This is a genomic window from Fervidobacterium changbaicum (assembly GCF_004117075.1).
In the GTDB taxonomy this organism is placed as follows: domain Bacteria; phylum Thermotogota; class Thermotogae; order Thermotogales; family Fervidobacteriaceae; genus Fervidobacterium; species Fervidobacterium islandicum.
Window position 1 is genome coordinate 1,712,135 of record NZ_CP026721.1, and the last position, 22,075, is coordinate 1,734,209.

At 41.7% G+C, this 22,075-nt stretch carries 18 protein-coding genes; 13 read left to right on the forward strand and 5 right to left on the reverse strand.

What is annotated here, in order from left to right; all coding sequences use genetic code 11:
- Positions 1-231 precede the first annotated feature (231 nt).
- The 10 genes from dnaA (at position 232) to CBS1_RS07920 (ending at position 11,538) form a co-directional block, all read left to right on the forward strand.
- Complete coding sequence (dnaA, locus tag CBS1_RS07875; RefSeq protein ID WP_164969295.1) at positions 232-1,566, forward strand: chromosomal replication initiator protein DnaA; 1,335 nt, start codon at positions 232-234, stop codon at positions 1,564-1,566.
- Positions 1,567-1,664: 98 nt separating this feature from the next.
- Positions 1,665-1,847 (forward strand): ferredoxin, encoded by a 183-nt coding sequence (locus CBS1_RS07880; RefSeq protein ID WP_033191572.1) that lies wholly within the window; start codon positions 1,665-1,667, stop codon positions 1,845-1,847.
- Between the two features lie 274 nt (positions 1,848-2,121).
- Positions 2,122-3,999, forward strand: a complete 1,878-nt coding sequence (locus tag CBS1_RS07885; RefSeq protein WP_176759501.1) for a hypothetical protein — start codon at positions 2,122-2,124, stop codon at positions 3,997-3,999.
- Positions 3,996-5,099: a BMP family lipoprotein gene (locus CBS1_RS07890; RefSeq protein WP_090222947.1), complete on the forward strand. Its 1,104-nt coding sequence runs from the start codon at positions 3,996-3,998 to the stop codon at positions 5,097-5,099. Before CBS1_RS07885 ends, CBS1_RS07890 begins: the two co-directional genes overlap by 4 nt.
- A gap of 250 nt (positions 5,100-5,349) precedes the next feature.
- Positions 5,350-6,864, forward strand: a complete 1,515-nt coding sequence (locus tag CBS1_RS07895; RefSeq protein WP_090222960.1) for an ABC transporter ATP-binding protein — start codon at positions 5,350-5,352, stop codon at positions 6,862-6,864.
- A gap of 11 nt (positions 6,865-6,875) precedes the next feature.
- A complete protein-coding gene (locus CBS1_RS07900; RefSeq protein WP_090222962.1) occupies positions 6,876-7,946 on the forward strand; it encodes an ABC transporter permease in 1,071 nt (356 codons plus the stop codon).
- 247 nt (positions 7,947-8,193) lie between these two features.
- Positions 8,194-9,516 (forward strand): RNA-guided endonuclease IscB, encoded by a 1,323-nt coding sequence (gene iscB, locus CBS1_RS07905; RefSeq protein ID WP_128998141.1) that lies wholly within the window; start codon positions 8,194-8,196, stop codon positions 9,514-9,516.
- An 18-nt stretch (positions 9,517-9,534) separates the two neighbouring features.
- Positions 9,535-10,494, forward strand: a complete 960-nt coding sequence (locus CBS1_RS07910) for an ABC transporter permease (protein ID WP_033191569.1) — start codon at positions 9,535-9,537, stop codon at positions 10,492-10,494.
- A 27-nt stretch (positions 10,495-10,521) separates the two neighbouring features.
- On the forward strand, positions 10,522-10,920 hold the full coding sequence (locus tag CBS1_RS07915; RefSeq protein ID WP_090222950.1) for a secondary thiamine-phosphate synthase enzyme YjbQ: 399 nt from the start codon (positions 10,522-10,524) through the stop codon (positions 10,918-10,920).
- A 342-nt stretch (positions 10,921-11,262) separates the two neighbouring features.
- Entirely contained in the window at positions 11,263-11,538 is a 276-nt protein-coding gene (locus tag CBS1_RS07920; RefSeq protein WP_033191567.1) for an HU family DNA-binding protein, read from the forward strand.
- A 60-nt stretch (positions 11,539-11,598) separates the two neighbouring features.
- Here the strand turns inward: CBS1_RS07920 and CBS1_RS07925 are convergent, their stop codons facing one another.
- The 5 genes from CBS1_RS07925 to CBS1_RS07945 are packed head-to-tail and all read right to left on the reverse strand — an operon-like array spanning position 11,599 to position 18,619.
- The gene (locus CBS1_RS07925) at positions 11,599-12,843 is read right to left on the reverse strand and encodes an HD domain-containing phosphohydrolase (RefSeq protein ID WP_033191566.1); all 1,245 of its coding nucleotides are present in this window, start codon (positions 12,841-12,843) and stop codon (positions 11,599-11,601) included.
- A gap of 53 nt (positions 12,844-12,896) precedes the next feature.
- Positions 12,897-15,074 carry a FecR family protein gene (locus CBS1_RS07930; protein ID WP_033191565.1) on the reverse strand — a complete coding sequence of 726 codons (2,178 nt, stop codon included), beginning with the start codon at positions 15,072-15,074 and terminating at the stop codon, positions 12,897-12,899.
- Positions 15,071-15,715: a DUF3307 domain-containing protein gene (locus CBS1_RS07935; protein WP_033191564.1), complete on the reverse strand. Its 645-nt coding sequence runs from the start codon at positions 15,713-15,715 to the stop codon at positions 15,071-15,073. Before CBS1_RS07935 ends, CBS1_RS07930 begins: the two co-directional genes overlap by 4 nt.
- Positions 15,712-16,668: an HD-GYP domain-containing protein gene (locus CBS1_RS07940; protein WP_090222952.1), complete on the reverse strand. Its 957-nt coding sequence runs from the start codon at positions 16,666-16,668 to the stop codon at positions 15,712-15,714. Before CBS1_RS07940 ends, CBS1_RS07935 begins: the two co-directional genes overlap by 4 nt.
- Positions 16,652-18,619: a CHASE2 domain-containing protein gene (locus CBS1_RS07945; protein ID WP_090222954.1), complete on the reverse strand. Its 1,968-nt coding sequence runs from the start codon at positions 18,617-18,619 to the stop codon at positions 16,652-16,654. Before CBS1_RS07945 ends, CBS1_RS07940 begins: the two co-directional genes overlap by 17 nt.
- A gap of 152 nt (positions 18,620-18,771) precedes the next feature.
- Between CBS1_RS07945 and CBS1_RS07950 the strand changes: the two genes are divergently transcribed.
- Genes CBS1_RS07950 through CBS1_RS07960 form a run of 3 tightly spaced genes read left to right on the forward strand, consistent with a single transcriptional unit; the run spans position 18,772 to position 22,047 of the window.
- Complete coding sequence (locus CBS1_RS07950; RefSeq protein WP_033191562.1) at positions 18,772-19,182, forward strand: secondary thiamine-phosphate synthase enzyme YjbQ; 411 nt, start codon at positions 18,772-18,774, stop codon at positions 19,180-19,182.
- 42 nt (positions 19,183-19,224) lie between these two features.
- Positions 19,225-20,928 (forward strand): sigma-54 interaction domain-containing protein, encoded by a 1,704-nt coding sequence (locus CBS1_RS07955; protein ID WP_090222955.1) that lies wholly within the window; start codon positions 19,225-19,227, stop codon positions 20,926-20,928.
- 27 nt (positions 20,929-20,955) lie between these two features.
- Positions 20,956-22,047 carry an MFS transporter gene (locus tag CBS1_RS07960; protein WP_090222957.1) on the forward strand — a complete coding sequence of 364 codons (1,092 nt, stop codon included), beginning with the start codon at positions 20,956-20,958 and terminating at the stop codon, positions 22,045-22,047.
- The last annotated feature ends 28 nt before the right edge of the window (positions 22,048-22,075 follow it).

Below are 22,075 nucleotides of genomic sequence, written 5' to 3' on the forward strand. Positions count from 1 at the left end.
GAAATCTCTGAATGATTTATTCAAATAAACAATTTCTTAACAAAACTTCATAGACCATTCCTTGTGAGTAAAACATCATTCATGTGTTAACATAAAGTTTGTCTTGATTTTTAACATAGACATGTGAGATAATACTCAGTGCACAGCACTTTACCCCACCCCCCTTAATTTCATTAAGTTCATTTTCCTTTTCACTGCGCAATTCGAGGTGTGTTTATGGATAACGTAGATATCAAGGAAAAGATTATGTCCGCACTTAAGGAAAAGGTTAGCCGCCAGCAATGGGAACATTGGTTCATAGACTTCTATGTTAAACGTGTAGAAGGAACCCACGTTGTATTTGAGGTGGGTAATCTTTTTCTCAAAGGATACATCGAGAAAAAATTCGATAAGGTTATCAAAAAGGCCATAGCCGAGGCAGTAAGTCAAGGCGCAACTTACGAGATAGTTTATGCTCAGATTGTCAACTCCGAAAACTTCGAAGATGAAGTTCCAGAGAACGTTGCCCTAGTCAGGAAAAAGCCTGTTCTCATAACCCCTCTGAACCCCAAGTACAGGTTTGACAACTTTGTTGTCGATGAATTCAACCAGTTCGCTTACAATCTGCTCCTTGAAGCGGCGAAAAAGCCAGGTACCTACAATCCCATATTTATTTACAGTGAAGCGGGAATGGGTAAGACGCACTTGGTTCAAGCATACGGTAACTATTTGCTATCCCAAAACCCAGATCTGAGATTTGCCTACTTGACAAGTGAAAGTTTTATGAATGAACTCATCACGAAACTCAAATCTGGTAATATGGAAGAATTTCGGGAACGCTACAGAAAGAAGATCGACGTGCTTGTGATCGATGACATTCAGTTTTTGGCTGGGAAGAAGGGTGTTCAGATAGAACTCTTCCACACTTTCAACACACTTTACGAAGCAGGAAAACAGATCATCGTTTGTTCCGATCGCTCACCGAAAGAACTTAAAGATTTCCAGGACAGAGTTATCTCAAGATTCCAGATGGGAGTCGTTGCGCAGATAAAAACGCCATCACAAGAAGCGATGTACAAAATAGCTAAAAAGGTTGTCGACGACGAAAAAGCCGATATTGATGATGGTATATTGCGATATGTCGCTGCGCATATTAGAGGAAGTATAAGAATTCTAAAGGGGGCAGTGATAAAACTCATAGCTTACAAGAGCATGTACGGAGAACTGAATATTTCAATTGTGAAGTCTATCTTACGGGATGTACTCACTGAAGATACCTCCACCAGCTCTGAAGGAGATATTGTGGATGTAATCGCTAAGACCTTTAAAACAACGAAAGATGACATTTTATCAGGTTCAAGAGATCGGAATACATCCTTAGCGAGGCAAGTATGCATGTATTTTATGGTAAAAAAATATGGTCTATCTACAAGGAAGGTTGGCGAAATCTTCAACAAAACACATCCGTCGGTAATAAATTCTGTTAAATCAATAGAGAAAAAACTGGAAAATGAGAAGGATTTCGCGTTGTTATTAAGAAGCATTGAAAAAGAACTTCAAAAAAGTGTTGGAAAAGCTTATTCTTGATAACGATAGCAACAGAGCACTGTGAATTTGGAGGTTGTTGAAAAATTAAAACTTTTGTGTTATAATCAACAATGACGTTGAAAAGGAGGTGCTAAGGCATGAAGGTTAGAGTAGACGAAGCAACATGCATCGGGTGCGGTGTTTGCGAGAACCTCTGTCCAGATGTATTCAAACTTGGAGACGATATGAAGGCAAAAGTTTTGCAACCAGAGACTGACCTTGAATGTGCAAAAGATGCTGCTGACAGCTGTCCAACAGCTGCGATCAGCATTGAAGAGTAACAAGTAGGGGTAACAAAAATCACGCTTACAGTTTTTCACAAGGGGGCTTAGCCCCCTTGTTTGTTTTTATGTTCACTAAAAAGTTGTATAAAACCGAGAAAGAAAAAAGCCTTAGAGCAGAAACAAAAGATTTCCCTTATTTTTGCTATGCTATTGCATTTGCCAAGCATTGATGTGTTATAATATAATCAACGAGCGGCATTTGAAATTCAAGCATCGAAAATACAAAGCCAAAATATACAAAAAAGTTGATGAAAAGGAAGGTGTAAGGAGAGTGCGAGTGACAAGGCAGATTAAACATCTTCAAAATTCTTCGTATTTGTTTGTACTCATAGCTTTTTTCCTTTCGTTTTTTGTTTCCATGCTTTTTGGTTTAGACATGGAGAAAGCCAAAGAGATTTATCGAAGTTATCTTTCACCTACATCGGAATTTCACAGGACTGTGTTATCCTACATTAATAACGACCTCCCTATCTACAGGTTTTTGAAAATCTACATGGTAGGTTCAACAGAAAAGACCGAGACCACAAAAAAGACGGGCGACTATTTGGAAGCGATTAAACCGCTGGAAACTGCAAATTCTGATGAGGAAAGACTTGCTAGAGCAGTGTACCTTTCGTATTGGGAAGCGAAATTGAATAATCGTTCATTTGGTAGAGAACTTGTGAAGGGTTCGCCGATATTCAATTCCTTCTTCAATGAGTATCAAATGCGCTTGGTTGATGCATTCGGTAATTATGCGCAAGACCTGGCAGCCTACCTTTTTGGTGCGGATGTCAACCTTCCTTACGTTCCGGAAGAGTTAAGAAAAATAAGGACGGATATTCTTGGCGATTACGAGTACGTTCCCGTGTACAATGGCGAAGAATTAGCTGCGATAACTTTAATAATGAAAGAACCGGAAGTTGTTAAAACTCTTAGTGATATTATATTAGAATCAGAAAAGTCCGCACAAGATTACGATCCGGAGATGCTCATTTTGAGAACACGTGGAACTATCTTTAGAAGCTCGTACAATTTGATTGCCGGGTTGAAAGACGAAATTGCTTCCGAATTTGTGGAGATAACCCCAAAAGAGAGGAATTATGCCTGGATCAGATGGATAATCTACGCAGGTATAGTCTTGATTTGGCTCTATGTGTACAAGAACATCAACATCCCGCTTGCACTTATAATAGCTTCTGAAACGGTGTACATCGGTGTGTTCATGAACATGCAATCCACATCGGACGGCATGATCTACGGCATCGTTATGGCGATAGCATTGCTATTTTCCATATTCTACTTCCTATTCAAAAAGCAACCCGTTCTTTTCTTGATCAGCGTTTTAACAGCGGTTACTTTGTTCCTGCCTTCATTTGCCACGAAAGACCTTCTGATGCCGGAATCTTTCAGTTCATCGCCTTTCTACAGCACGTTGGTTAACGAGGTACTTGAAGAACCGCTTAGTGTTGTACAAAGACGCTTAAAGGATTACAACACGACAGTAAACGAGTCTATTGAGAAGTTCAACGCAGTACTAACGGATGCAGGAATCGATGTCTACACCTTGTCAGATGAATATGTTGCACCAGAAGCCTTTGAAAAAAGGGTAGAGTACGTGAAAGAGTTGGTTAAGAAGACGAACGATAAGAACCTAACAAAACAATTGAACGACTTTATATATTTCGAAACGAAAAGGGCAAAGAAAGTAGAAAAAATCATCTCTGAGTTTGAAAGGGATTTCAGAAAATTTGCTGCCATTGGCTCTGATACTTTCCGGAATAAACTTGCTGAATTTGCAGAATCAAAGTTCCAAGGAATGCACAAAGACAGATTGTTGAAAGCGATTTCATCCACTCCAAAAAAGGCTTACGTAACACTACCAACGTACAAAGCTTATTATTCGCTCTCAGCTGTTATCCTGATATCGCTTTCCCTATTCTTGATAGCTCTTAAAAGGTATGAAGCTTTTATTCCACTTGTTGGTGCGCTTGCCGTGTCCGTTTTGACGCTGTTTAGAACACAAAACGTTTTCGTACAGGTTGGTGTTCCTTCACTTAACGTTTACATAAGCTGGTTAATTCCCTATACTCTGGTGTTATCATTTGCGCTTGGATTTTATTGGTTGAAAGAAAACCACATCATCCTTAGAAGGAGGGAGAGAGTATGAAGAGGTTCTTTGTTTTCGTGCTTCTTGCGGTAGTTTTAACGCTCGGGTTCTCATTCAAAGCCATCATGGTGACCGACACAGGTGGACTTGGTGACAAGTCGTTCAACGATGGAACATGGGCAGGTATCCAAAGAGCGGCGAACGAACTCAAAGTTGAAGCAAAGGTAATCATGTCACAAGAACAGTCCGACTACATTCCAAACTTGACAAAAGCTGCTCAGGAAGTTATGAAGGAAAAAGACGGTGGTATCGTCTTTGCAGTTGGTTTCATGATGACAGATGCCCTCATGAAAGTTGCACAGCAATTCCCAACAGTTTACTTCGCTGGAATTGACATTGACTTTGAAGGTAAGGAACTTCCAAACGTTATAAACTTCTTGTTTAAAGAACAGGAATCAGCATTTCTTGTTGGTTACATTGCAGCAGCCATGACAAGAACGGGAAAGGTCGGATTTGTCGGTGGACTTTCTATTCCTCCAGTTGAAAGATTCAGATACGGTTACGAAGCGGGTATAAAAGCATACGAAGACCTTAAGGGCAAAAAGGTAACAATCATTAGAGGTTACACCAACGAATTCAGCGATCCAAAGAAAGGTAAAGATCTTGCCAATTCCCAGTTCTCACAGGGTGTAGACATCATCTTCGCAGCAGCTGGCGCATGTGGTAACGGAGTCATTGAAGCAGCAAAAGAAAGATCAGAGAAGCTTGCAGGTAAAGGATACGAGAACATCAAAAAACGTGCACTTTCCGGTCTACCAATGTACTATGCCATAGGAGTTGATGTAGACCAAGACTACATGGCACCTGGTGTTGTCCTCACAAGTGCGATGAAAGGCGTCGACATGGCAGGATACTACGGTGTCAAATGGGCCTTCACAGGACAGTTCAAAGGCGGAGTCAAAAACCTTGGCTTGAAAGAAAACGGTGTTAGAATGTCTGAAATGAAGTATACAAAAGAAATCGTCGAAAAACTTGCACCGAATGCTCTCAAAGAACTCGAATATCTTAAACAACTCATCATCGAAGGCAAGATCGTTATTCCAGATTCAGAAGATGCACTCAAGGCATTCACTGTTAAAGGTTTGAAACTTCCAAAATAATACAGAAGAAACTGTGAAACTCTACGATCTTTCTCAGGGGGCGGTATGCCCCCGTTTTGATAGACTATACAAGCACAGACACAATCTGCAGTTGCATGCTTGTGTAGTCTACCAAGATGGCGTTCTTAGTTTATATGACTTTACCAGTGTTGGAGGTGGACTTGTAGTGGACGATTTGAGAAAAGATTTGAAGGATAGCAAAGACCCAAAACATGAGAGTCGAGATAGCCATTCTGAGTACGCTGTTGAGATGATAGAGATCACCAAAAGATTCCCCGGCGTGCTCGCAAACGACAGGGTAACGGTCAGGATTAAGAAAGGCGAAATCCACGCTATTGTTGGAGAGAACGGTGCTGGGAAAAGTACGTTGATGAACCAACTTTATGGACTCTATCATCCGGACAGTGGTGAGATACGTATCTTCGGTGAGCGAAGAGTTTTCACAGGACCAAGGGATGCGATAAGGTCAGGAATCGGAATGGTGCACCAGCATTTCATGCTCGTTAATACCTTGACTGTGGCCGAAAACGTCGTACTTGGAAACGAACCTGTGAAGGGTGTTAATTTTGACTTGAAAAGGGCAAGACAAGAAGTTAAGGAGCTGTCTGAAAAGTACGGTCTGTACGTCGATGTTGATGCAAAGATTGAAGACATTCCAGTTGGTATGCAACAGCGTGTCGAGATAATAAAAACACTTTACAGAGGTGCGAATATAATCATCCTCGACGAACCTACAGCCGTTTTAACTCCCCAAGAAGTTGAGGAACTCTTTGAGATCATGAGGAACTTGCAAAAGAGTGGAAAAACGATACTATTCATTTCGCACAAACTCAACGAAGTTATGGAAATCAGCGACAGAATAACAGTGATGCGTGGTGGAAGGGTAACGGCTGAACTTATTACAAAGGAAACGAACGAACGTGAGATAGCACGTGCGATGGTTGGTAGGGATGTCGTTTTGAAGCTCGACAAGGCACCGCATACACCTAAGGAAGTGGTATTTGAAGTCAAAGACCTTTGGGTAAAGGATAATAGGCACCTTGATGCGGTCAGAGGAGTTTCGTTTAAGGTAAGAAAAGGTGAAATTGTAGGTATTGCTGGTGTTGCAGGTAATGGACAGACGGAACTGGTTGAAGCTATAACTGGACTAAGAAGGGCTGAAAAAGGACAAGTGATATTCGAAGGAGTAGACGTGACGAACAAGCATCCTAGGATCCTTAGAGAGATGGGGATGACACATATAGCAGAAGATAGGCTGAAACATGCTCTAATTAAGCAATTCCCAGCCTATTACAATGTGATCCTCGGCAGGCATTACAAACGTCCGTTTGCAGCTGGCGCCTTCTTGAACCATCAAGAGATAAAAAGATACACAGCCGAACTGATGGAAGAGTTCGATGTAAGACCAAGGATAATAGAGCACCTTGGTGGTAACTTCTCCGGTGGTAATCAGCAAAAATTGGTTGTTGGAAGGGAAATAAAAGCGGGACCGAAGTTTATGGTTGTAGCACAACCTACAAGGGGACTCGACGTTGGAGCGATCGAATTCATCCACAGGCAAATTTTAAAAATGAGGGAACACGATGTGGGGATTCTTTTGATATCAATGGAATTAGAGGAAATATTCTCACTGAGCGATAGGATATTGGTGATGTACGAAGGGCAAATCATGGGTGAAGTAAAACCAGAAGAAACAACTGTTGAAGAAGTAGGCTTAATGATGGCCGGTAAGAGACTTGAAGAAGTTCGAGGTGGTAAGAAATGAAGAAGCTTGAAATGAAAAAAGCACTGGAGAGCATTGCCGTTCCAGTTATCGCTGTCTTAATCGCTTTGTTAATTTCTGGGTTCATTATTCTTGCTATAGGCAAGAATCCGATAAAGGCTTATGGCGTACTTTTGCACGGCGCTTTTGGAAACAAACAGGCGATAATTGATACATTAATAAAGACCACACCTTTGATTTTGACAGGTTTGGCTGTTGGTTTTGGCTTTAGGGCGGGTGTGTTCAATATAGGTGCTGAAGGTCAGATGGCGATGGGTGCTTTGATGGCTGCGACATTTGCAAGCAATTTCGGAGGTCTACCTCCTGCTGTTGCAATTCCTCTCACAATTTTAATAGGTATGGGTGCCGGTGCCGGTTGGGCTGCTATAGCGGGGTATTTGAAAGCAAAAACAGGTGCTCACGAGGTTGTCACAACAATTATGTTGAACTGGATTACAACATACTTGGCTTCGTTCATGGTAACTGGGCCACTTGCAACTGGTTCAGGCACACCGAAAAGCCCTGAAATTGCTCAGTCTGCTCAATTGCCAGTTCTTATGAGAGTTGGTGCAATGGAACTTAGTGCTGGAATACTTATTTCCATAGCTGCGGCTGTATTTATGTACGTTTTCTTAAATAAAACAACAACTGGATACGAAATCAAAGCTGTTGGTTTCAATCCATACGCTGCCGAATACGGCGGAATTAGTGTTGCGAAAAACGTTGTACTTGCTATGGCGATAAGCGGCGCACTCGCTGGACTTGCCGGTGTTACTGAATTAATGGGAGTTCACCACAGATTCTTGGGCGAGCTTTCCGGTGGTAAAGGTTTTGATGGTATCAGTATCGCGTTGATAGGACAAAACAATCCAATAGGTATTATCTTTGCAGCGCTTCTAATCGGTGCGCTTAGAACGGGAAGCAACGAGATGCAATTTATGGGTGTTTCGAAATACATCGTTATCATCGTGCAAGGCATCGTGATATTCTTGGTTGCAGCAGATAGAATAGTTAAGGCCATTTATGCAAGAAAGAAGGTCAACTACCTCCGACTGAAGTCGAGGGCTAGTAAAAGCCTTAGTTGACCAGCCTGAGCACTGGACCCGAAGGACAAGGGGACGAAGGTGCTACGTTGGTAGTAGGCTCAAGACCCACTCCGGGATGCTTCTCCAGTCCCGGACCCTGGAAGTGCTGGTTGCAGACAACCTTTGGGGTGTGGGCGAAACGGACCAGCACACGTGCCGGCTACCAACATTGGCGAGGAGAGTGCTAAAGTGAGTCCGCTTTAGCACGTCACAAGGCCCGTAAGGGCATTTTCATGGAGTGAGACGCATGGTGTTTGTGTTAGACAAAAACAAAAAGCCTCTGATGCCCTGTTCAGAAAAGCGCGCAAGATTGTTACTAAGTCGTGGCAGGGCAGTGGTTCACAAAATGCATCCGTTCACTATACGTCTAAAAGACAGAACAGTACAGCAAAGCGAGTTACAACCTTTAAGATTAAAACTCGACCAAGGAGCGAAGGTTACTGGTCTTTCAGTTTTGCGAGAAGACGGCGATGTAGCAGAAACAGTTTTTCTTTGCGAGATACACCACAAGACAGACATAAAGCAAAAACTTGATGCCAGGCGTGCTGTTCGTCGAAGTAGAAGAAACAGAAAGACTCGCTACCGAAAGCCGAGGTTTCTGAATCGAAGACGGCCTGAAGGGTGGCTGCCATCATCGTTCAAAGCAAGAGCAGACCAGCTTGTAAATGTGGTAATCAAACTGACAAAGCTGTTGCCAATAAGTGCAATATCCATCGAAGATGCAAAGTTTGATACTCAAAAGTTGCAAAATCCAGAGATTTCTGGTATTGAATACCAACGAGGCACACTTTTTGGTTACGAGGTAAGGGAATATCTTTTGGAAAAGTGGGGACGAAGATGTGCATACTGTGGTAGAAGCGATGTACCACTGGAAATCGACCACATCGTACCAAGGTCAAGAGGTGGCACAGATAGAGTATCAAACCTAACACTTGCTTGCCGGGAGTGTAACCAAAAGAAGAGCAACAAAACAGCTGCTGAGTTTGGATACCCACATATTGAAGAGCGGGCAAGACAAACATACAAGCAAGCAGCATTCATGAACTCGATACGCTCATATCTGAGCAAATCATTAAGCAGTTTTGGAATACCAGTTGAATACGGAACAGGAGCGCTAACAAAGGCAAATCGCATTCGTCTGGGGTTTCCCAAAGAGCACTATTTCGATGCATGTTGTGTTGGTGAGAGTACACCGAGTGAGATTCGTATAACACAAAGTTATGTGCAAATATGGCGTGCAGTTGGTCGTGGAACAAGGCAGATGTGTAATACAGATAAGTTTGGTTTCCCACGTGGGCATAGGCAAAGATGTAAGAAACACTTTGGTTTCCAAACTGGAGATATAGTTAAAGCTATTGTACCACGAGGAAAGTACGCTGGTATCTGGATGGGTATGGTAGCAGTGAGAGCAAGCGGATTTTTCGACATTAAGGATAAAAATGGCAAAAGGGTATGTCAGGGAATAAGATATAAGTACTGCAAGCTGATTCAAACAGCCGATGGTTGGCAATATAGCAAGACAAAAACAAACTATTCTATATCTCACACGACTGAAGTCGCGTGCATCTAAGTTGGTGGAGGTGAAAGCATGAGAGTTCTGGCAGCGATACTTTCTATCTTTATAAACCCGCAGTTCTACAAAATAGCTCTTACTGCTGCAACACCTTTGATCTTTGCATCACTTGGCGGAGTTTTTAGTGAAATCACGGGAGTTGTTAACATCGCACTCGAAGGTATTATCCTGATGGGAGCGTTCACATCGGTTGTGTTTACCTATCTCACTGGGAACGTATGGTTCGGGGTGTTAATGGCTATCGTTAGTGGTATGCTACTTGCACTCTTGCACGCATGGGGTAGCATAAAATGGGCAGGAAACCAGGTCGTTTTAGGAACGGCAATAATACTACTTTCTCAAGGTTTAACTGGATTTTTGATGGAACCCATCTTTGGACAGCCAGGGCAGACGGATTTTGTTGGGAAGGTCGATGAAATAACGATACCCGGTCTTGTTAAAATTCCGTTCATAGGGCAGGTCATAGGCGAAATCAGCCCATTTGTGTACATCGCATTTGGTTGTGTTGCATTTGGTTGGTGGCTGATATACAAGACAAAACTGGGTCTGAGGATGCGCTCAGTTGGTGAAAATCCTGAAGCTGCCGATACTCTTGGAGTCAACGTTTATGCGATAAGATACTTCGGAGTCATAATGAGTGGTGTGTTCGCTTCTCTTGCAGGTGCTTATCTGAGTGTTGGCGAAATCGGTCAATTCAAGGAACTCATGTCCGGTGGTAGAGGGTTCATAGGACTTGCGGCGATGATTATTGGAAAGTGGAACCCAGTTGGTGCAATGCTTGCCAGTTTGTTCTTCGGGTTGTTTGGTGCATTCTCCAACCAGCTCCAAAGCTTGCAGGAAATTACAGTTGCATCTAATGTTAAATCATTGTTTGATACTATACCGTTTGTTCTGACCATAATTGTTGTTGCTGGTTTTGTTGGTAAATCCAGACCACCTGCAGCAGATGGTGTACCGTACGAAAAAAGTGAGTAGAACTGACGAAACCTTGGTGGTGATAGCGTGCTTCAAGAGTTCTCAGTTCGTACTACACGAAGGGTTGAGCTTGTTGACATAACTAACGAGGTCAGGAAAATTGTGAAAGAAAGCGGTGTTAAAGACGGAATCGTTGTTGTATACGTGCCACACACAACTTGCGGAGTGACAATAAACGAACATGCGGATCCTTCGGTTGTAGAAGACATTATCAACCAGCTTGCAAAAATAGTCCCGGCAAACGCAGGTTACCGTCATCTTGAAGGCAATTCAGATGCGCATATCAAAGTTTCGATTGTAGGAAGTAGTGTGACAATAATTGTTAATAACGGAAATCTTTTACTTGGAACATGGCAAGGGGTATTTTTGTGCGAGTTTGACGGCCCGAGAACACGTGAAGTGATTGTAAAGGTTATTGAAGGATAAAATCGTAACTATCAAGCACTGATGCTCCAAATATTTTAGTCAAACAAGAAAGTGCGGAAACAAAAAACTGTTGACATACTTGCATGAAGTTGTGATAAAATATAAACAGGTTGAATGGGTTTTTGAATTGCTTGAATTATAGGTATTAGATGAGTTCAGTAATTAAGTTCTAAATCCTGTTATTTCTGAAAAAATAACTTTAGTGGCAAAATACTTGATTTTTTCACGTCTTTTGTGGTATAATTTAGCTAGAATTACTATTCATCGGCATCTTGATTTTTATCCATCGAAAGTGCTATTATATACTTGATTTCCACACCATCATGAGAAGGAGGGGGATTTATGAACAAAAAAGAACTTGTCAACGCGGTAGCAGAAAAGACACAGCTCAAGAAAAAAGATGTGAAACTTGTTATCGACACACTCTTTGAAACGATTGCAGCAACACTCGAGAAGGGCGAAAAAGTTCAGCTTGTTGACTTTGGTACATTCGAAGTTAAGAAGATGGAAGGCAGAACAGGTGTGAACCCAAGGACGAAAGCGAAGATTAAGATTCCTGCAAGAAAAGTTCCGAAATTCAGACCTGGAAAGGTTCTCAAGACAAGAGTCAACAAATAATTGCACATACGCAATCAAAAGTCGGGGCCAAGCCCCGACTTTTATTTTTTTTGCCACGATTTAGTTTTCGCTGAGTTCTTTAACTGTTTCTATTAGTTTTTCAAATATATCCATTGAGAATTTTCCTTTTTCCACATCGGATTCGATAATCTTGAGAACTTCACTGTAGTCCCAGGCTTCTTTGTACGTTCTTTTTGAAGAGAGTGCATCGTAGACATCGGCTATGCCTATGATCCTGCCGAACAGAGAAATCTCTTCTCCCTTCTTCCCATTGGGATAACCACTTCCATCAAGGCGTTCATGATGCTCAAGCGCACCGCTGAGTATTGCTTGGTCGACGTACTTCACTTGGGACAAAATCTCTGCACCGTAAACAGTGTGGTTCTTAATTATCCTGTACTCTTCATCAGTGAGCTTTCCAGGTTTCAGTAAGATACTGTCGGGAATACCTATCTTCCCGACATCGTGTAATATCGCTGAGAATTCAAGCTTTTCCAACTCTTGTTGATTCAGTCCCATCCTTCTGCCAATCTCCACAGATATCCTTGCCACGTTTTTTGAATGTTGGTGCGTGTAATTATCTCGCTTATCAATAGCCGTTGCAATTGCCAAAAGTATCTTTTTAAATGATTCTGAAAACTTCTCGTACCTCCAAGTACTCAAAAGCTTACGGCCAATTAGTTTTGCAAAAAGTTCTACGATTTCAGCATCTTCCTGAGTAAAACCTCCATCTTTATTCAACACCTCAATAACCCCGATTTTTTGATCCTCCACCCATATCGGTGAACCAACTATATTCTCCGTTTTAAACTTCGCCGCTTTATCAACACCCTTGAAATGAACGGGGTTTGTCTCTAAATCGTTAAAAACAAGTGCTCTACCTTCAAGAAAAATCTTACCAGCGATCGATTCCATTGGTACGGGGATACTTTCGATCTTACCGCTTGCTTTTCCTACAGTCACGAGGAAACGCAAATGATCCGATTCGTACATAAGGATAGATGCGGCTTGTGCATTTACTATCGTACATATCTCCTGTTGGATATCTTTTAAGAGTTCGTTTAACCTCAGGTTGCTATTGAGTTTGGCAGCAATGTAAACAACTTGGTCTCTGAAATCTGCGGGGTTAATTCGAACTCCTTGCTGCACCATATCTGCAAGTTTTTTTAAGAAGCTGTAAGAATAATCACCGAGGACATAAAATTCGATGTTTTTGTAGTTGACCTTGTTCTTAGACATCCTTCCAACCAATACCCCGTTGTATCTATACCCACACAACCAAGTAGGGGCTTCAACTACCCTCATGTCTTTCCTCCTCTTTTGACGAATGTGTAGCTATTCATCAAATTATCGAACCTTTACCAACTTATCTCGCTGCCTATGTAAACACTCTGCACCCACTTTGTACCGTCCCAGTTATACACGATACCTGCGACCAGATTGCGTTCCATTATAGGATAAGTGATTCTCAAGAATGCTATCGTATCGCTATCGAAAAATTCACCGCTAACGAATGGTGTTTGGTCAAAGTAATAGCCGTAAATAAACAATCCTGCTACAGCACCTATCTGTGGTATTGTTATCCTAAACTCGCCGAGTGCATCCATATCACCACTAAAGTCACCGTATATGTAAAATCTGCCGATAGCGATGTCGTGGTAGAAACTTAAACCTGCCAAAAATCCAAAGGATGTTTCATTATTACCCAGAGTCTGCAGTTCATTCTTCGATTTTTGGACGGTATAAACCCTTCCGAAGTGGAACGGTCTAAAACCGTTCATAGTAGCGTATCCTCCACCGATGACATCCACGAACCCTATCTTACCGCTCAACCCTGCAAATGCTCCGATTCCAAACTGGGACATATCCGATAACCACTGTGAACCAACCTCAAATCCAAAGTACAAATTGCTTAGTATAGGATACCTCAAGAACGCTGACAGCGACAAATTGATTGGAGTGTCATCTGTTGTTTCTAGCGTATTTTTTGTGCTTACATCGGTGTCATAGAGCACCGCAGCCCCCAAATCCATACCGGCAATTGCCCCTTTTATTTCTATTTCCCCTGCAAAGACAGAATCAGACTGGACGATTTCCGGCAACCACAACTTTGAGAGTTCGTAAGGGATGTGCAGATACAAACCGAAGCTACCAAAGATTACCTTTGTATCAAAAGACTTAGCGTACGGTTTGAAGTAATCTCTCACCGAAAAGCCCATACCTAAGGAAATCGGAGGCATATTTCCGTACCTCAAGTAGAAATTCCCAAGGTTCAGTGCCACGTGGTTTATTGTTATCATATTAATAATGTTCGTACTTGGATTCTCCGATGGAATACCAAAGTACAGTGTTCCTCCAACTTCCGTTGCGTAAGCGGTCAAACCTATTCCTAATGTAACAGGGCCTATCGAAAATTCTGGAGAAATGCTGTAGACGATGTATTTTTGGTTGTTTTTAACAGCTGTCTCAACGCTGAGCGGTGGTATGTATGCTTTTGGTTGAGGTTGTGGCTGTGGTTGAGGTTGAGGTTGCTGAGTTTTTTCGGTTGTTGATGGTTCCACTTGTTCTTCGATAGGTTGTTCAAATATCTTTTCAATCTCCGGCATTGCTTCTTTTAGAGGTTCGAGTGTAGTAGTATCAAATAGCTGAGAAATGTCTTGTACAAGTTCGGTTCCAAGTTGATAAACAAGCGTTTGCCCTGCAAAGACTGGAACGACGAAATCATCTCCAAAGAATGCGAAGACCTCTCCGCTCCATACCTTTATAACCGGCTTATCATCGATATTTTCAACACCAAATTCAGTTCCCCTAACACCTGCTGTAACACTGCCTGTCTTAACTTCAAATGAAGAACCTGCCATCATCTTCTGAACAATGTTGTACGTTCCGCCCTTTTGAATAACTATTGACACGAGAATCTTTCCTTCTTTCGACTTCCTGAGCTTTTCAAAAAGCACTTGCGTGTTCTCGGTGATCTTTGTCATCGAACCATCGGGAAATTTGACAACGACGTAGGACTTTTCCAGTGTTAGAACCTCGTCGCCTTCTTGGATTACGGTGTCTTTTGTTATCGATTCCCAGGCCTTCTTGTTGAACTTCTTAATTGCGACGCTCCCTCTGAAAGAATCTATGAGTGCTTTGAGTTGTTCATTGAACTCTGCCTCATCTTTCTCCACTACTCTAATGGAAACTTCTTGAGTGAACACACCTTTGTCCGAAGTTTCCGCTGTGAATGTGATTTTGACATCGGCTGACTTCTTTGGAGCTAAATAGTTCAACACGAGCTTCCCACTTCCACTCAATCCTTTAGTTAGTACATCTGGTTTGTCAAACCCGCCCAGGTTCAATTTTGCTTTTAAATTGAACTGCGCAGGTTTACCGTCGTTGCCAGTCACCTCCACGGTGATTGGCAGCTTTCCACCAACAACAACGATGTTGTTTTCCACGGTCACTTTGATGTCAGCTAACGCCGAGACGGTGAGGATTGCCAGAATTCCTAGAATTGCCACCGTAAGAACTTTGTACTCTTTAGTCATAACATCACCCCCATAAGTATTATCGTAGAAAAAATTGTTAAAATGTAATTCAGAACATTAAACATTGACCCTCTCCTTTTGATTTTCACCACTGGAATAAGACAGAACACCGCATAGATAACAAGCAAAAAAGGATTAATTATGTATATTGCGGGTGCTGCCATTCGTAACACATATCCGATGTAGTCCCTTTTGTACATTCCGTTCGATGTCAGAAGATGCACGAGGATGCTTACAAAATAACCGTTGAATATCATTACCGATAAAACAACTGCTACCGTTCTTGGAAGGTACGGCTCAACTGGTGTCATAAGTGAACCGACGAAGACTAAAGACAGCATGTGAAAAGATTGATCAATCAAATAATAATACCAAGTAGTGCAAAACTTATTTTTGCAGGAGAACTTCAGAAAGTCTATCAGAAAATGGAGAACAGTTAAGAGACATATAAGACCAAGAACTTGAATGCTGAAGTTCTTCCCTACAATGAACATAAGTTGAGAAGCAAAGACTAGAAAGATATGAAAGCCCAGCACTTTTAAACTCTTCGATTTGTGAGCTGCAATGTAACTTGTTTGCAGCACGTAATCTCCGAAAAGGTGACCCAAGAACAGATAGGGAAAGATGTCACGTAAACTCACGGTGCGTCACTCCCACTAAATATTAACGCTATGTAGTTTTCTGGGTACTTACCCTGCAACTTTGAACGCCCCCATTTCAATATAACTATGTGCTCGGCGAAACCAACAGCCAGCGCGAACTTTGGGATTTCTTCACCTCTCAGTCCCTTTATTCCGGTTCCGTCGATGTACTCGTGGTGATACAAACAAGCTTCAAGCACGAACATTGGAACATCCATCTCTCTGAGAATTTCGTAGCCTAAGTCTACATGCTTTAGATATTCTACGTATTCTTGTTCAGTGAAATTCCCTGATAGAATTTTCTCAAAAAGCTCATCCTTCAACCCGACAAATCCAACGTTGGCTATCTTCAGTGCAAGACGAACTTCGTCTTGGCTTAGACCTTCGAATTTTGCTATCTTGAGGGCGATATTTTCCATTTTAGCTAAGTCTTTCTCACTTAATCGTACACGTTTATTCAAAGCAACAAACAGAGTATCCAGTGCGCTTTTCAATAATTGTTCCAATCTGTAATTGATTATCATTCCCTCAATAATTGAAACAAGAGAATCATAGAATGCTAAAAGAGCCAGTACTTCATCGAGCGTGAACTTACCTTGCAAGATTATCGTTCCTAAATTACCTGAATTCTTACTCAAGATAGGCATAACTAAAAGATCATTTTGAATAGTTAGTTGCGAAGGATTCTCCGAGTATGTCACGACAACGTCCTTGCCAAGTTTTGCTTTAAAAAAATTTTCCACTATCTCTTTCACATCACCGAGATTCTCTATTTTCAGCAATTCGTATGTCATATCGAATAATCTTTCATTTATTGGAAGTCCATAGTTCATCGCCAATTCGTATACATCATCTTGCGTAGGAAGACTACCGAAAATTTCAAAAGTTCCATTTTTTCTCAGGATATACTTCGTATTGTTAAGCTCAACTGTTAAATCATCGAAGTTCCTCAACTTGTTTCCCCCCATCTTTAACATTTTCCTCTACCTTTTTACCGATCAACTTGTACAATTTCAGCTTTTCACTTTTCCCTTTAACAGCAAACTCACCGAGATATTCAAATAAAAATCTATCCGTACGCCGTACAATTTCCTCTGATACTATAACCTCAGCATCGACTTCTCGTGTGAGGTGTTCGATTCTTGAAGCTGTGTTTACTGTATCTCCGATGCACGTGTAGTCCATCCTAAAAGGTGCTCCAATATTCCCAACAATTGCTGGTCCATAATGTATGCCGATTCCACTATCAAGGCTGAATCCGTATTCTTTGTTCAGCTCTTTCAAAGCATTTCTCATATCAAGTGCACAAGAAAGTGCGCGTTCAATATCATTTTCGTAAGAAATCGGAGCCCCAAAGATAGCCATTATCGCATCCCCTATAAATTTATCGATCGTCCCGTCGTACTTGTATCGGATAATCTCGCTCATTCTTGTCAGATAAATGTTGAGAAATGCAACCACTTCCTCTGGTTTCATACGTTCCGACCTGCTCGTAAATCCCTTTATATCTGAAAACAAAACAACAACATTTCTCGTTTCTCCTCCAAGCTTAAGCTCTCCTCTAGTTATTAATTCTTCGGCAACTTTATCTGGAACGTACCTGTAAAGGAACTCTTTCATCTTCCTTTTCTCAGCACTTTCCGACAAAAAATCGCCAACTAACTTAACCGAACCGACCACAATGTATCCGAGCACCGGGTAGAACGTAGTAACATAAATACGGTTCAAAAATAGAACATATGAAATAGCGATAAAAAGAATAGGTATCGACGGGATTACGACATTAATAAGTTTCCTTTTGAAGTTCGATAGAACTCCGAGCAAAGTCATCAAAGCAATTACCAATAGACTATTGTAAAAAGGTGAAGGTAGTTTTAGAAAATCACTCCTCAGTATATTTTCAATAGCCGTTGCATGGACAAAAACACCTGCTTCCTCGTTGGAAAACGGTGTTATCCTCAAATCATAAAGTCCTTTAGCGGTTGCAGTGTAACCCACCAACACGACTTTGTCTTTGAACGTTCCTCTTTCGAATCTTCCAGTTATTACATCATAGAACGGGATTTCCTTGAAAATATTTGAAGACTTACCGTAATACCAAAGGTGCATGTATCCAGAATTATCAAAAGGCACCTCTTTCCCATTTAATATTACAACGCGTTTAGAAAAATCCAGCAACACTTCTTCGGGTTTTGCTCCGAGGTATATAGCACAGGCTATAACGTTCATATGTGGTAGAATACCCGAAGAAATCCCATTCTCCCTTGCCCATTCTTCAACGATCAACAGTGGCATCCTTCTAACTATTCCATCAGCATCGAGTGTTCCGATCTCGTACGTGGCGCTGTAAGCTGCCATAGCAAAAGGCTCGTACACGGGGCGTATTTTGTAAACTGTGAAAGGTTTCATGAGCAAAAGTTCTCTAAAATTAATCATCTTGTAGGCATAATCAAGGTACGTTCTGTTCTGCTCTATTCTCTCTCTCAGCTTTTTGTTGAAAAGTTCGTAAGTTTCTTTTTCATTTATCAAATACGTACCGAGCACCACATTACCATACATGAGTAGAGTACTTGCGAAATAAGCATCTGTATTTTCATCCATAGGTTCTGTGAAAGAAACATCGAATGCTACAACTTTTGCACCATCTTCAAAAACTTTTTGGAGCAACTTTCCGTAAACATCGCGGTTCCAAGGCCATGTATCTCCTTCTACCTCCAGAGTGCTAAGTGAATATTCATCGATTCCAACAACCACAACATGGGGTGAAATACCAGCTGCACCACGCATTTTGTAAAACAAATCTGAAATCTTGAGGTCCAGAACTTCCGTCATTTCGAATTTGAACATGATGGCCCAAATCATGAAGAATGTCAGCGCTATATTCAGAATATGTATCTTTTTCATATATCCTCCTTTGACTCGATCTCCAAAAAACAGTTGCCCGTTCCAAAAAATAGATTTATCTAGTATAATTCTATCAGAGCACTCTATAAATTAGACCATAAAATTGTTAAAATCGTTGAATTATATAAAAACTTAAAAGGAGGTACCTTTATATGAAAAGCTACACTGAATACCTTTGGTTCAACACAAGCAAGAAGAGGGAACTCGTTTACATAACAGATAAGATACAAGAAATTGTAGAAAAAAGTGGCATCAAGGAAGGTTTCTGCCTTGTGTCAGCGATGCATATAACCGCTGGGATAATCGTGAACGACAACGAATCCGGTCTGCATCAAGACATCTGGGAATGGCTTGAGAAACTTGCACCGGCGGGTAATTACAAACACCACTGGACTGGAGAAACAAACGGTGACGCACACTTAAAGCGCATCTTAACCCATCACCAAGTTGTACTTCCGGTTACAAACGGAAAACTTGACCTGGGCCCTTGGGAAGAGATATTCTATGCAGAGTATGACGGACAAAGAAGAAAAAGAGTCGTGGTCAAAGTCATTGGAGAATAGTGCCTGAAACTGCGGGCACACTAAAACCATGGAGATGAGCTGATGGAAAGGATCTATAAGATAGTTCTTGATTCAATTATCGAGGGAATAATCATCGTCGATAAAGACGCCAAAGTGCTTTATGTAAACAAAAACGCGCAAAAACTTTTGAATTTGCCCTCGGACATTGTCGGGAAAAGAGTCGATGAGGTTGTTAAAAACACCCGTTTACACATCGTTGTCCAGACTGGAATCCCCGAAATCGACCAAGTCCAACACACCGAGAATGCAGTAATCATCACCTCAAGAATACCAATCAAAGATGAAAATGGAAGAATCTTAGGTGCCGTTGCGGTCTTTAGGGATATAACAAGTATAAGAAAACTTGCTGAAGAAATTACCAACTTAAAGGAAATCGAAGCTCAGCTCAAAGCAATAATTGACTCTACAAATGATGCGATAAGCGTTGCCGATGAGAACGGTATAGTAAGACTCGTTAACAAAGCTTATACAAAGATCACAGGTTACTCACCCGAAGATGTCATAGGCAAGCCTGCAACGGTTGACATTGCCGAAGGTGAGAGCATACACATGCTCATCGCAAAACTCAGACAACCGATCTACAACGCTCGACTAAAGGTTGGACCAGCGAAGAAAGAGGTTATCGTGAACGCTACCCCGTTGTTTGTGAAGGGCAAATTCAAAGGTAGCGTTGCGGTGGTTCACGACGTTTCCGAAATTTTGAAACTAACCAACGAACTTGAAGAAGTAAAAAGGTTGATCAGGCACATGCGAGCTCAGTACACCTTTGATGACATCATTGGGGAAAGCAGGCTCATACAAATTGCGAAAGAGCAGGCAAAAAAGGTTGCGCAAACTCCGGCGACCGTTTTACTCAGAGGGGAAAGTGGCACAGGTAAGGAATTGTTCGCACATGCAATTCACAACGCAAGCCCGAGGAGAAACAAGCCGTTTGTCAGTGTGAACTGCGCAGCGATACCGGAAACAATTTTGGAATCCGAATTGTTTGGTTACGAGGAAGGCTCTTTCACAGGCGCACTCCACGGTGGTAAAAAGGGGCTTGTTGAAGAGGCAGACGGTGGCACTTTGTTCCTTGACGAAGTTGGGAAACTTCCACTTTCTTTGCAGCCCAAGTTGTTGAGGTTCATCGAAACAAAAGAGTTTGTTCCTGTCGGCGGGAGAAACGTCAGAAAAGTTGATGTAAGGATTATAGCGGCAACGAACATGGAACTTGAGAAGATGGTGAGAAACGGCGAGTTTTTACCAGACCTATACTTTAGGCTCAACGTCTTTCCGATATATTTACCAGCCTTAAAAGATAGAAAAGAAGACATTCCGAAATTGGCAATTCATATAGTCAAAAAACTCAATCAACAATACGGCAGGATGGTGGAAGGTATCAGTCCTGGGGTTATCAAATACATAGTTTCAAGAGATTGGCCAGGGAACGTAAGAGAACTTGAGAACTTCCTTGGTAGAGTCATGATAAACATGGGACCAGAGGAAAGGTACATCGACTTAAAACACCTTCCGGATGACAGCGGCGCGAAAGCGGAGAAGAAAGAAGCAGAATTTACCGATTTGGGCGAAAAACCGCTGAAAGATATGGTTGAAGAGTACGAAAAAAAGGTCATCACTGCGGCGTTAAAACAATCCGGCGGTGACAAAGTCAAAGCGGCAAAGATGCTTGATATCAGTGTCAGGACGTTGTACTACAAAATGGAACGGTACGGAATAGAAGACTGAAGTACCGTCAGAGAGGAGTGGACAACTTTGGAGAACCTTTATCCCATGCTCGTGATATTCTCTTATTCGCTTGTTTTAAACTCGATGCCGCCACTACTGAGTTCTTTTAGAGAACTGTTCGATATATCAATAGCTGTCTCTTCGCTTCTACCGTTCTTTTCACTTGCAGGAACGGTCATTTCGAATATCTTCACTGGGCTCTACCTTGGAAGGCTGGGAATTAAGCGTGCCTTACTTATCGGCTACACATTGACGATTACAGGTTCTTTGATAGTTGCGTTCTCAGGTAATTATTTACTTTCCATGCTCGGTTTGTTCGTATTCGGCCTTTCAACGGGATTTGGTTTCACAAGTTCCACAACACTTCTTGCGCAAGCCAAGAATGCGAACTTTGGCTTTTTTCATGGTGCGTACGGACTTGGAGGAGTGATTGCACCCCTTTGCATAACGTGGGCAACAAAATACCTTGGTGATTTCAGGAACGTGTATTTGATATATACTATTCTGTTCTTAACCCTTGGAATATACACAATTTTGAAACACTTCCCGGCTTTACACAACCAGCAAGGTGGGTTCTCATTGAGGGGCATAGTGGATGCGTTCAAGGACGGCAATTTTTCAACGTTCTTGCTGCTTCTTATATTTTACTCATCCGTTGAAATAGGTGTCATCACTTGGGCTGGAACGATAATGAAAGAGCGCATATTGTCAACGTACATGGCGTACGCCCTATTTTGGGTGACATTCACGGTGAGTAGGTTTATAACAAATACTATCCAGAAGGCTATCCCCAATTTATTGCGAACAAATGTGCTGATTTTAGTCTTCACTATAGCGCTGTTATTTATTTTTAGAAATCCACTTTTCTTCGTCTTTTCGGGCTTTTTCTTTGGACCACTTTTCCCTTACGTGCAAAAATGCGCACTTGGGAAAATTCAAAAAGACCACGTTACGCTCTTCAACGGTGCAACGTACGCGTTCACCTCACTTGGAGGTAGTGTAGTGAGCATGCTGTTGGGGGTAATCATAGAAAAGAACATATCTTTCTCACTCGTTGTACCGTTGATTATACTACTTGGCATGGGGTACATAAGCTTTAAAACAGCTAAAGTGCGATGAAAAAAGCCTGGGCGCAAAGCCCAGGCTT